This window comes from Flavobacteriales bacterium, from assembly GCA_016716605.1.
GTDB lineage: Bacteria > Bacteroidota > Bacteroidia > Flavobacteriales_F > PHOS-HE28 > PHOS-HE28.
In genome coordinates, this window is record JADJWA010000001.1 from 1,575,864 (window position 1) to 1,586,862 (window position 10,999).

Sequence of the window (10,999 nt, forward strand, 5' to 3'; positions counted from 1 at the left end):
GTGACCTACGCGGAGACGCTCGCGTACCTCTACGCACGGCTGCCCATGTACCAGCGCATCGGCGCATCGGCATACAAGGCCGATCTCAGCAACACGCACGCGCTCATGGAAGCGCTCGGTCATCCGGAGCGCTGGCTGAAGTGCGTGCATGTTGCCGGCACCAACGGCAAGGGCAGTACTTCATCGCTCATCGCGAGCGCGCTGCAAGAAGCGGGATACAAGGTGGGCCTGCACACTTCGCCGCATCTGAAGGATTTCCGGGAGCGTTTCCGCATCAACGGAACAATGGTGAACGATGAATCGGTGACGCGTTTCGTGGAGGAGCACCGTTCCGCATTCGAGCCGATCGAGCCCTCGTTCTTCGAATGGGGCGTGGCTTTCGCGCTGTGGTGGTTCCGCGAGCAGCAGGTGGACATCGCCGTGATTGAAACCGGCATGGGCGGCCGCCTCGACAGCACGAACGTGGTGACGCCCGAGGTGAGCGTGATCACCAACATCGGTTGGGACCATCAGCAATTCCTCGGCGGCACGCTCGTGAAGATCGCAGCGGAGAAAGCGGGCATCATCAAGACTGGCATTCCGGTGGTGATCGGCGAAGCGGGAGGAGAAGTGGCGGATGTATTCAAGCAAAAAGCCTTGGAGTCGTCATCGCCCATCACTTTCGTTGATCAGCACTCGGCACTGCACGTTGCGAGTGCGCTGCCAGGCCAGCATCAAGAGCGAAATGGGCGAACAGCATTGGCAGCGCTCGATGTGCTGCGCGAACGCGGATGGCGCATCCCGGAAGCAGCGGTCAGAAGCGGTTTCGGGAACGTGGTGGCGAACACCGGCCTGCGCGGCCGCTGGGAGGTGATCGGCCAGGCGCCGCTCACCATCGCAGATGTGGCGCATAACGTGGATGGGATGCGCGCAATGAATGCGCTCTTGCAGCGGACTCAGCACGAGAAGCTGCACATCGTTTTGGGCATGGTGAATGACAAGGATATCGATGCGGTGCTGGAACTGCTTCCCACAGGGGCGAACTACTATTTCTGTAAGGCCGACATCCCGCGAGGGCTCGATGCTGGAGCGTTACGCACGAGGGGGGGGGGCCTCGGCTTATCCGGCATTTCGCACCCTAGCGTGCGGAAGGCCCTCACGGCTGCCCGGCGAACAGCTGGAGAGCACGATCTGGTGCTGGTGACCGGCAGCGTTTTCGTGGTGGCGGAGGCACTATAGGAAGCCCGTCTATATTTGCCGCCCTTCTTCGGGCACCTTGCCGATGAAGCCGTTCTTTCAAGCGAGACGCCCGGAGGCATAGCTCAGCTGGTTCAGAGCATCTGCCTTACAAGCAGAGGGTCGCTGGTTCGAATCCGGCTGCCTCCACTCCAATGGCAGTTCCTAGTTTCGCATCCTGTCCGGGATCTTAGCTCAGCTGGTTCAGAGCGCATGCTTCACACGCATGAGGTCACTGGTTCGAATCCAGTAGGTCCCACATCACCGCCGCAATCGCAATGGCGGACGAGGCCCCGGTTCCACCGGGGCTTTTTCGTTCCTTGCCATCATGCGCTCGGTGACGAACTCCTGGATTTTATTTTGGGCGCTGGCCCTGTTTCACCTCTGGCCGATCTGGTCGGGCACCTGGTTCGTCACCATTGATGGGCCATGTCACTTGTCCAACGCCCGCATCCTGCTCGATCTGCTGCGAGGTGATGCGTTCACCGAGCAGTTCTTCGCCCTGCATCGCTCACCGGAGCCGTACTGGACCGGCCCGCTGGTCATGGCTGGACTCATGGCCTTGGCACCGGCATGGTTGGCCGAGAAGTTGGTGTTCACGCTGGCGGTGATCGGAACGGCTTGGAGCTTTCGCCGGCTCTGCCTGGCCATCACGCCGGACCAGGCTTGGCTCACATTGCTGGCGATGCCCCTGCTCTTGCACTACGCTATTGCAATGGGCTTCATCAGCTTCTGCTTGAGTTTGCCGCTGCTGCTGCTGGCCTTACATGCGGCCTGGGAACGCGGGGCGCAAGCGCAAGCCGGATTCCCGTGGAGGCTCCTTGTGCTGCTTACGGTGCTCTACTTCACGCACTTCACCAGCTTCCTGATGGCAGCCGCCTGCAGCGGATCGATCATGTTCTGGAACGGACTGCGCAAAGGAGCCTGGCTGCGCGAAGCCGCGCACGCCGCGCTTGCGGCCGCTCCCGGTACGCTGCTCTCTGTCTGGTACCTGTTCGGCCATCCATCGGCGCAGGGCACGGCCGCATGGGTGCCGATCAGTGATCGGCTCCAATGGCTGTTCAATGGCCGCGCCTACAACGCGCTCGGTGTCGAGGGCGAGTCCTTCACGTCGGCAATGAGTGCCGCACCGGTCGTGCTGCTGTGCGCCTTGCTCATGGTCACTGGTTGGCGCACCGAAAGGAACAATCGTATCTGGCTGTTGCTCATGGTTGGTGCATTCGTGGCATTCCTGCTTTTGCCAGATGTAGCCGCCGGTGGAAGCAGTGCATCGCCAAGAGCACTGCTTTATTTCATGCTCTTGGGATCCTTGGCCTTGGTGGCTTGTCCGACACCTCGATTGGCGGTGGCCTCGGCCACTTCCGTGCTTCTGCTCGGCGATGCGTGGCACACCGTGCTTCAAGCGCGCACGGCGCAATCCCTTTCACTTGAAGCAGAGGAGCTGATCACAGGGGCAGCGGCCATCGGCGAGCAGGCGGTGGTGCTCCCCCTGAACTACAGCGGGAATTGGGTCCACAGCAACCTGAGCAACTATGTGGCAGCCACCCGGCGCGCCACGGTGCTCGACAATTTCGTGGCCACTGCGCCATTCTCGCCGGTGCAATGGCGGCCGGAAATGCAACCGTTCGCCGTGGGTGATTTCTCAACGAGCAATGCGCCGTGCGTAGAGGTGGATCGCTATGAGGCGCTCACCGCGGTGCCCATTTCCCACGTCTTATTGTGGCGGGCGCCTATGCAATCGCCCGATAGCTGCCTGCAGAGCACCTTGGAACAACTGGAGCTTGGGCAGCAGCACACGTATGCCGAGGTGCGGGTCATCGAGCTGGGAAAAGCCTCATTGCAAAGAGTGCCCTAGCTCGGCTTGGTTGTAAGGCGGCAAGCGTGCGCGGATACGAGCCGCGCTGATTCCAGTATAGCACTCTGATTATCAGTCTATTCACGAGGGATGAAGCCGAAAAATGAAAAAATGTTCAAGAAAGAACACGAAACATTGGACAACTATTCTTTCATTTGTCCAGTCATTTAGACGTAAAACTGAACAAAACCATGTCAACCCTCGAATTCAACCACCAGCTCCTGAGCCTGCGGCAGCAGTTGTACTACTTCGCCTTAGGCCTGACCAAGGACCGCGATAACGCTCTTGACCTGGTTCAAGAGAGCATGCTGCGGGCCATCACCTTCCGCGACAAGTTCCGCGATAACACGAACTTCAAGGCGTGGGTGTACACGATCGTGAAGAACACCTTCATCAACGGTCATCGGCGGAATAAGCGTACGCGCGTGCTTTTAGACTCGGTGGAGCGTGAGCGGGAGGTGGTGAGCCGCGTGCAGACGCCTGCATCGGTTGAGGCCAATGTCAAGCGCAGTGAGATCGAGCGTAGCTTGGAACGCTTGGACGAGGCCTTCCGCACGCCTTTCCTCATGCACCACGAAGGCTACAAATACCATGAGATCGCCGAGCAAATGGGCATTCCCATCGGAACCGTCAAGAGCCGCATCCATCAGGCACGCCAGCGCTTGCAGGAGATGCTCACCGATAAGCACGTCCAGAACTGAATGAAGCACGCCGTGGTCATCGGTTCCGGCTTTGCCGGATTGGCCGCCGCCGCCTCGTTGGGGCGGAACGGTTTCCGGGTGACCGTGCTCGAGAAGAATGCCCAGCCCGGTGGCCGTGCGCGCACTTGGAGCGAGCAGGGCTTCATCTTCGACATGGGTCCAAGCTTCTACTGGATGCCCGAGGTGTTCGAGCGCTTCTTCGCCAGCTTCGGCGAGCGTGTCCGTGACCACTACGACCTGATCCGGCTCGACCCTTCTTACAGCGTGGTTTTCGGGCCTGAAGAGAAATGGGCGGTCCCGGCCGACCCGATCGCGCTCCGCGCCTTCTTCGAGAGCAAGGAGAAAGGGGCCGGCGCCGAGCTGGGCCGATTCCTCAACGAGGCCAAGCTGAAGTACGACCTCGGCATGGGCGAGCTGGTGTACCGCCCTTCGCTGAGCTGGGGCGAGTACATGCATCCCGGCCTTATTGGCGGCCTCTTGAAGACCAAAGTGTTCCGCAGCCTGCGCAAGCATGTGCAGGCGCATTTCACCGATGATCGGCTCCGGTTGCTGATGGAATTCCCGGTGCTCTTCCTCGGTGCTGCTCCACAGAATACACCAGCGCTCTACAGCCTGATGAACTACGCGGACATGGAGCTCGGCACCTGGTACCCCATGGGTGGCATGGGCAAGGTGGTGGAGGCCTTTGTTCGCGTTGCGGAGAAACAGGGTGCCACCCTCCGCTTCTGCACCCCGGTGAAGCGGGTCGTGGTGGAAAATGGCAAGGCCGTTGGCGTGGAGACGGAGGAGGACGTGCTGAAGGCTGACATCGTCGTGGCCGGCGCCGACTACCACCACGTGGACCAGGAGCTCGTACCGGAGCAGGCACGCGGCTACAGCAAGGACTACTGGAACAAACGAACCATGGCGCCGAGCGGGCTCTTGTTCTATCTCGGCTTCGATAGGAAGCTGCCCAACCTGGAGCATCACACGCTCTTCTTCGATGAATCGCTGGACCGTCACAGCGCGGAGATCTACGACAACCCCGCGTGGCCCAGCAAGCCTCTGTTCTACACCAGCTGCGCCAGCAAGACCGATCCGTCAGTGGCGCCCGCAGGCAAGGAGAACATGGTGATCCTTATCCCCATCGCTTCGGGCCTCAACGACAGTGAAGAGACCCGGGACCGCTATTATCGCATCGTGATGGAGCGACTGGACAAGCAACTTGGCTTCGACCCACGCCCGCACGTGGTGGTGAAGCGCAGCTACAGCATCAACGACCTGCAGGCTGATTACAATGCTTTCCGGGGCAACGCCTATGGCATGGCGAACACCATCATGCAAACGGGTCCGCTCCGCCCAAGCATGAAGAGCCGCAAGGTGGAAGGCCTGTACTACACCGGGCAACTCACCGTACCCGGTCCTGGCGTGCCGCCGGCGATCATCAGCGGGCAGGTTGTGGCCGATCTGGTAGCGAAGGAAGTCGCCCGCAAATCCATCGTCCTATGAATACGATCGCGCTCTACGACAAGGTGTGCCAGAAGGCGAGCCGGCACACCACCTATGGTTACAGCACTTCCTTCTCATTGGGCATACGCTCACTCGACAAGAGATTCCACGCACCGATCCATGCCATTTACGGATTCGTGCGTTTCGCAGACGAGATCGTGGACACTTTCCATGGCTTCGACAAGGACGGCCTGCTCTCGCGCTTCCGCGAAGACGCCTACCGCGCCATCGCGGATGGCATCAGCCTTAACCCGATCCTACACAGCTTCCAGAAGGTGGTGAACGACTATCGCATCGAGCAGGAACTGTTCGACACCTTCCTGGACAGCATGGCCATGGACCTCATGGACAGGCACCATGATCAGCGCAGCTACGAGACCTACATCCTAGGCAGCGCTGAGGTGGTGGGCCTCATGTGCCTCCGTGTTTTCTGTGAGGGCGATGAAGCGCTCTATCAGATGCTGAAGCCAGCGGCCATGAAACTGGGCGCCGCCTTCCAGAAAGTGAACTTCCTGCGCGACCTGAAAGACGACCACCAGAACCTAGGTCGCACCTACTTCCCCGGCATCGACCTGAGCCGGTGGGACGAGGAGACCAAGCGCACCATCGAGGCCGACATCCAGGCCGATTTCGATGCGGCGCTGATCGGGATACGCCAGTTGCCGAAGGGCGCGCGCTTCGGTGTGTACATGGCCCACATCTACTACGTGAACCTCTTCCGCAAGATCAAGGCGCTGCCGGCCGGACGAATCATGCAGGAGCGCGTGCGCGTGCGCAACCGTAGGAAGATCGCCCTGCTCACCACCAGCTACCTGCGCCATAGCTTCGGCATGCTCTGATCACCATGCATAATCAAGCGATGGACGAAGAGCAGGTGGTGCTCGTGAACGAGCGAGACGAGCCTATTGGCGCTATGGGCAAGTTGCGCGCGCACCAGGAGGGCGCACTGCACCGCGCCTTCTCGGTGTTCCTATTCGATGATCAGGGCCGCTTGCTCTTGCAACGCAGAGCCCCGGGCAAGTACCACAGCGCGGGCCTGTGGACCAACACCTGCTGCAGCCATCCGAGACCGGAGGAAACGGTCGAAGAGGCGGCTCGCCGTCGGCTGATGGAGGAGATGGGCATCGACGCGCCCCTGTTCCACCGCTTCAGCTTCCGCTACAAAGCCGAATTCGAGAACGGGCTCATCGAGCACGAGCTGGATCATGTCCTCTTCGGCCGCTGGGACGGCCCGGCGCTGCCCGATCCGCAGGAGGCCGATGCCTGGGCCTACATGGATATGCAAGAGCTGGATGCCGCCCTGCGCGACTATCCGGAACGGTACACCGCCTGGTTGCGCATCTGCTGGGGGCGCATAAAGGAAGAAGCCGCGCGCGAAGCCCCCCTGGCCCTGAAACAACCCCGAACATGCTGATGAAGAAGAGCGGTGCCGTGATCCCGCTGGCACTTCCCCTGGAAGAGGCCGGAGCGCCTCACCAGTCCCCTGTGATCGATACGCCCATGCGTGCCGATGCCTTCCTGCTCACCTCGGATCAGAAAATCGACCGGATCGAGCGGCACTTCCGCGGCATCATGGAGACCCTGGGCCTCGACCTGGATGATGATAGCCTGCACGGCACGCCAAGGCGCGTAGCCAAGATGTATGTGAACGAGGTGTTCAGCGGGCTTGACCCGGCCACCCACCCCAAGCCGACCCTCTTCGCCAACAAGTTCGGCTACAAGGGCATGCTGGTGGAGCGCGACATCACCGTGCACAGCTTCTGCGAGCACCACTTCGTGCCCATCATCGGCAGGGCCGCCGTGGCTTACTTCAGCAGCGGTCAGGTGATCGGCCTGAGCAAGCTCGACCGCATCGTGAAGCACTTCGCCGCACGGCCACAGGTGCAGGAGCGCCTCACCGAGCAGATCGCCGCCGAGCTGAAGCACGTGCTCCGCACGGAGGATGTCGCCGTGCTCATCGACGCGGAGCACATGTGCGTGAAGCTGCGCGGCGTGAAAGACGAAGGCAGCAGCACGGTGACCTCGCACTTCAGCGGGCGCTTCGAGGAGCCTGACGTGCGGAGCGAATTCCTCGGCCAAGTGAAGCGCTGACGTGGCCGCGAAGCCCCGCATCAGCATACACTGGTTCCGTCGCGATCTGCGACTGCAGGACAACCATGGCTTCTTCCGCGCGCTGAGCGAGCATGGCGAAGCGCTGCCGCTATTCATCTTCGACGCGGATATCCTGGACCGGCTCGAGGACAAGGCCGACCGCCGGGTGGACTTCATCCACCGAACGCTGACCACCATGCAGTCGGAGCTCGTGGGGCGCGGCTCCACCCTGCTCGTGGAGCATGGACGACCCATCGACGTCTGGAAGCGGCTGCTGGAGCGATACGACATCACCGCAGTGACCGCCAATCATGACCACGAGCCCTATGCGATCGCGCGGGACGCCGCTGTGGGCGAGCTGCTTGCCGCGCGCGGGGTCCCCTTCCGCAGCTTCAAGGATGTCAGCATCTTCGAACGTGGTGAATTGGTGAAAGACGACGGAGGGCCATACACCGTGTACACGCCATACATGCGGAAATGGCGGGCGCGGTTCACCCCGGAGATGGCGGAGCCCTATCCGAGCGAAGGCCTTTTGAGCGGGCTTTCGAAGACCGAACCCTTGCCACTGCCGACACTGGATCAGATCGGATTCCAACGCACGGACCTGCATGTGCCGCCCGCCACGCTTAGCGAAGAGCTGCTGGCCGGGTATGAGCACACGCGCGACCATCCTGCAGTGAACGGCACTAGCCGCATGAGCACCCACCTTCGCTTCGGCACGGTGAGCGTGCGGGAACTGGTGCGGCGAAGCATGCAAACCAGCCCGAAGTACCTCAACGAACTCATCTGGCGGGAGTTCTACATGCAGATCCTCTGGCATTATCCGCATCCGGAGAAGGCCTTCAAGCCGGCCTACGACCGCATCCTCTGGCGGAATGATGAATCGGAGTTCAAGTCCTGGTCCGAGGGTCGAACCGGCTATCCTTTGGTGGATGCCGGCATGCGTGAATTAGCTGCAACGGGCCTGATGCACAACCGGGTGCGGATGGTCGTAGCCAGCTTCCTAACCAAGCATCTGCTCATCGACTGGCGATGGGGAGAGGCCTGGTTCGCGGCCAAGCTGCTCGATTTTGAGCTCAGCAGCAACAACGGGGGGTGGCAATGGGCCTCAGGCTCAGGCTGTGACGCGGCACCCTACTTCCGGGTCTTCAATCCGAAGCTGCAGCTTGAGCGCTTCGACCCTCAGTTAAACTATGTAAAGCACTGGGTGCCAGAGTACGGATCGGCCAGCTATTCGCGTCCTATCGTTGTTCACGAAGCAGCGCGCGACCGGGTCCTGCGGGTCTTCAAGGAAGCCCTGTCAGGCGCGGGAAAAGCGGGCGACAAACAAACCAATCTCTTCGCATAGCCATGCCACGGAAAAAGAAAGCCCTCATACTCACCCAACCGGTGAAGAACGGCCTCAAGGCCATCAAGGTCCGCTTGGATGCCCGCACAGTGATTACACTTGCCAGCCAGAAAGCGCTTGAGTTCTGGCGGCAACGCTATCCCAAGCTCGAAATCATCAGCTAGTATGCCCCGCAAGAAACCAGCACTTATCCTGGAGCGCCCCATCAAGAAAGGCGTGAAGGAGATCAAGGTCCGCCTCGATGCCCGCACGGTGATCACCGTGAGCAGCCAGAAAGCGCTGGAGAACTGGCGGAAGCGCTACCCGAAGCTGGAAGTGATCAAGTAGCATGGCCATCCATGTCCTGGAGCGCAGCCAATTGCTCAGGACCACGCTGGGCGAGGCTTGGGAGTTCTTCAGCACGCCCCGTAATCTCGCTAGGATCACGCCCCGTGAATTGGGCTTCGCCATCCGCGAGCCTTTCGATGAACATCCAGCCTATTCAGGCCAGCTCATCACCTACACGGTGAAGCCGCTGTTCGGCATACCGCTCACATGGGTCACGCGCATCGAGGAGGTGCAGGCGCCCTTCAAATTCGTGGACACGCAAGTGCGTGGCCCCTACAAGCGTTGGTGGCATGAGCACAGCTTTGAGGAGGTGGAGGGCGGCGTGCTCATGCGCGACCGGGTTGAGTACGAGCTGCCAATGGGCCCTTTGGGCGAGCTCATGCACGATTGGGTGGTGAAGGGTCGGCTGAAGCGCATCTTCGATCACCGCTGGGCCGTGCTTGAAGCGCTATTCGGCCCAGCACCGAACAGGAGTGTGAACCCGAACGTTCCCCGAGCATGAGCATCTGGGCCATCATCGCCATCGTTTTCGGCACGGCAGCCTTCATGGAGTTCGTGGCCTGGGCCACGCACAAATACGTGATGCACGGCTTCCTCTGGAACCTGCACAGTGATCACCACAAGAAGGACCACTACAACTTCATCGAGCGCAACGACAGCTTCTTCCTGATCTTCGCCGTGCCCTCGATGGGCTGCTTCATCGCGGGCAGCGTGCTCGGCCTGCATTCCCCTTGGCTCTGGATAGGACTGGGCATCCTCATCTACGGAATCCTCTACTTCTTCGTGCACGAGGTCTTCATCCACCAGCGAATCAAGTGGCTGCGGAATACGAACAACCCCTATTTCCTCGCCATCCGCCGCGCGCACAAGGCGCATCATAAGCACCTCGGAAAGGAGCACGGCGAGTGCTTCGGCATGCTGGTGGTGCCCTTCAAGTATTACCGCGAGGCCAAGCGCATGCTGGGGCAGAAGACGGCGGCCTGAGGAATCACTGCCGCTGCCTGGGCAGATCGTGGCGGAATCCGAGAAACCGAATCACGACTTGGAGCTTGATGCCTATTTAAGCTCACCGCGGCCACGGTATTTGTAGCACCTGCGGGCAAGTGCCATCGGGGTTCATGAGCAGCACATCATTCTCCATGTTGAGGATCACGCCGTCGGGCGTGCTGGCGCGGGCCCGCACCGCCAGGAGCTTGTTGGTGTGCGGGGAGTAATCCAAGGTGGTGAAATGGCTAGAGTTGCAGGTCGCGATCAGTCGTTCCGTGTAGCCCGTCGTCAGATGCGTTCGGTACAAGCCTGTCCGATGGGACCAGACCATGCTATGCGTGGCGGGCACATAGGCCGCTCCTTGTGGCAATCCCTGTTGCATCACTGAATCCGGGAGCTGATAAATCAGGTCCGTACCTGAATTCGCACCCCAAGTGCAGGAATAGACCCAAGCAAAGACATTGTAGGTTCGATTCGGTGAAAACCAAACCGGATGACCGGCGAATGCTCCTAGATCCCATAGCGTGTCGATGGGTGTGCCCGCGCTGCTCATCCGAATATTCAAACCATTGAGCGCGGGTTGGCTCAGGAAGCCAGACTCGTACCCGATTTCTGTCCCGTCCGGGCTCCAGATGGGCCTGAAGCTGTTGCCATTGAAGGTGAGCTGGGTGAGGCTGTCGCCATTGGCCTTCACTTTCCAGATGTTCCAGTTGGGGGCGCTGGCTTGGGAGAAGGTGATCCAGCCATTGGTGCCCCATGATGAGCGGCCACCGCTCAAGGCACCTTCATGTACTAGCTGCAGGTTGCCGTTGCTCAAATCAAACCGGTAGAGCTGTGAGTTGACCCAACCGCCACCGTAGGGAACACGCTCAAGCAGTATCTCGTTCCCATTGTTCGGGTTGAACACGGCGTTGCCAGCGTAATTCTCCGGATACTGCCAATTCCAATCACCGCCTAAAGGAGGCTGGGGCAATGGGGTGCAAGGCG

Annotated in this window: 13 protein-coding genes and 2 tRNA genes; 14 read left to right on the forward strand and 1 reads right to left on the reverse strand. The window is 60.5% G+C overall.

The features are described from left to right. The 14 genes from IPM12_06065 (at window position 1) to IPM12_06130 (ending at window position 10,009) form a co-directional block, all read left to right on the forward strand. On the forward strand, window positions 1-1,218 hold the full coding sequence (locus IPM12_06065) for a bifunctional folylpolyglutamate synthase/dihydrofolate synthase (GenBank protein MBK9147374.1): 1,218 nt from the start codon (window positions 1-3) through the stop codon (window positions 1,216-1,218). Between the two features lie 72 nt (window positions 1,219-1,290). After that, window positions 1,291-1,365: transfer RNA gene (locus IPM12_06070), tRNA-Val, on the forward strand. A 34-nt stretch (window positions 1,366-1,399) separates the two neighbouring features. Beyond that, window positions 1,400-1,474: transfer RNA gene (locus IPM12_06075), tRNA-Val, on the forward strand. Between the two features lie 69 nt (window positions 1,475-1,543). Next, window positions 1,544-3,070: a hypothetical protein gene (locus IPM12_06080; GenBank protein ID MBK9147375.1), complete on the forward strand. Its 1,527-nt coding sequence runs from the start codon at window positions 1,544-1,546 to the stop codon at window positions 3,068-3,070. A gap of 191 nt (window positions 3,071-3,261) precedes the next feature. Further along, window positions 3,262-3,771, forward strand: a complete 510-nt coding sequence (locus IPM12_06085; protein ID MBK9147376.1) for an RNA polymerase sigma factor — start codon at window positions 3,262-3,264, stop codon at window positions 3,769-3,771. Next, on the forward strand, window positions 3,772-5,259 hold the full coding sequence (crtI, locus tag IPM12_06090) for a phytoene desaturase (protein MBK9147377.1): 1,488 nt from the start codon (window positions 3,772-3,774) through the stop codon (window positions 5,257-5,259). Continuing rightward, window positions 5,256-6,098: a phytoene/squalene synthase family protein gene (locus tag IPM12_06095; protein ID MBK9147378.1), complete on the forward strand. Its 843-nt coding sequence runs from the start codon at window positions 5,256-5,258 to the stop codon at window positions 6,096-6,098. Before crtI ends, IPM12_06095 begins: the two co-directional genes overlap by 4 nt. A gap of 20 nt (window positions 6,099-6,118) precedes the next feature. Beyond that, on the forward strand, window positions 6,119-6,673 hold the full coding sequence (gene idi / locus IPM12_06100; protein ID MBK9147379.1) for an isopentenyl-diphosphate Delta-isomerase: 555 nt from the start codon (window positions 6,119-6,121) through the stop codon (window positions 6,671-6,673). Next, entirely contained in the window at window positions 6,667-7,350 is a 684-nt protein-coding gene (folE, locus tag IPM12_06105; GenBank protein ID MBK9147380.1) for a GTP cyclohydrolase I FolE, read from the forward strand. The genes idi and folE overlap by 7 nt, the downstream gene beginning before the upstream one ends. A 1-nt stretch (window position 7,351) precedes the next feature. Further along, on the forward strand, window positions 7,352-8,698 hold the full coding sequence (locus IPM12_06110) for a deoxyribodipyrimidine photo-lyase (GenBank protein MBK9147381.1): 1,347 nt from the start codon (window positions 7,352-7,354) through the stop codon (window positions 8,696-8,698). A 2-nt stretch (window positions 8,699-8,700) separates the two neighbouring features. After that, the gene (locus IPM12_06115; GenBank protein ID MBK9147382.1) at window positions 8,701-8,862 is read left to right on the forward strand and encodes a hypothetical protein; all 162 of its coding nucleotides are present in this window, start codon (window positions 8,701-8,703) and stop codon (window positions 8,860-8,862) included. A gap of 1 nt (window position 8,863) precedes the next feature. After that, entirely contained in the window at window positions 8,864-9,025 is a 162-nt protein-coding gene (locus IPM12_06120; protein MBK9147383.1) for a hypothetical protein, read from the forward strand. A 1-nt stretch (window position 9,026) separates the two neighbouring features. Beyond that, window positions 9,027-9,527: an SRPBCC family protein gene (locus IPM12_06125; protein ID MBK9147384.1), complete on the forward strand. Its 501-nt coding sequence runs from the start codon at window positions 9,027-9,029 to the stop codon at window positions 9,525-9,527. After that, window positions 9,524-10,009: a sterol desaturase family protein gene (locus IPM12_06130; protein ID MBK9147385.1), complete on the forward strand. Its 486-nt coding sequence runs from the start codon at window positions 9,524-9,526 to the stop codon at window positions 10,007-10,009. The genes IPM12_06125 and IPM12_06130 overlap by 4 nt, the downstream gene beginning before the upstream one ends. 82 nt (window positions 10,010-10,091) lie before the next feature. Here IPM12_06130 and IPM12_06135 read toward each other — a convergent pair whose 3' ends face one another. Then, the gene (locus IPM12_06135; protein MBK9147386.1) at window positions 10,092-10,985 is read right to left on the reverse strand and encodes a hypothetical protein; all 894 of its coding nucleotides are present in this window, start codon (window positions 10,983-10,985) and stop codon (window positions 10,092-10,094) included. Window positions 10,986-10,999 lie beyond the last annotated feature (14 nt).

Coding starts and splice junctions, on each gene's coding strand:
- IPM12_06125 (MBK9147384.1), top strand. CDS start 9,027: ATGGCCATCCATGTCCTGGAGCGCAGCCAATTGCTCAGGACCACGCTG.
- IPM12_06095 (MBK9147378.1), top strand. CDS start 5,256: ATGAATACGATCGCGCTCTACGACAAGGTGTGCCAGAAGGCGAGCCGG.
- folE (MBK9147380.1), top strand. CDS start 6,667: ATGCTGATGAAGAAGAGCGGTGCCGTGATCCCGCTGGCACTTCCCCTG.
- crtI (MBK9147377.1), top strand. CDS start 3,772: ATGAAGCACGCCGTGGTCATCGGTTCCGGCTTTGCCGGATTGGCCGCC.
- IPM12_06080 (MBK9147375.1), top strand. CDS start 1,544: ATGCGCTCGGTGACGAACTCCTGGATTTTATTTTGGGCGCTGGCCCTG.
- IPM12_06115 (MBK9147382.1), top strand. CDS start 8,701: ATGCCACGGAAAAAGAAAGCCCTCATACTCACCCAACCGGTGAAGAAC.
- idi (MBK9147379.1), top strand. CDS start 6,119: ATGGACGAAGAGCAGGTGGTGCTCGTGAACGAGCGAGACGAGCCTATT.
- IPM12_06120 (MBK9147383.1), top strand. CDS start 8,864: ATGCCCCGCAAGAAACCAGCACTTATCCTGGAGCGCCCCATCAAGAAA.
- IPM12_06130 (MBK9147385.1), top strand. CDS start 9,524: ATGAGCATCTGGGCCATCATCGCCATCGTTTTCGGCACGGCAGCCTTC.
- IPM12_06085 (MBK9147376.1), top strand. CDS start 3,262: ATGTCAACCCTCGAATTCAACCACCAGCTCCTGAGCCTGCGGCAGCAG.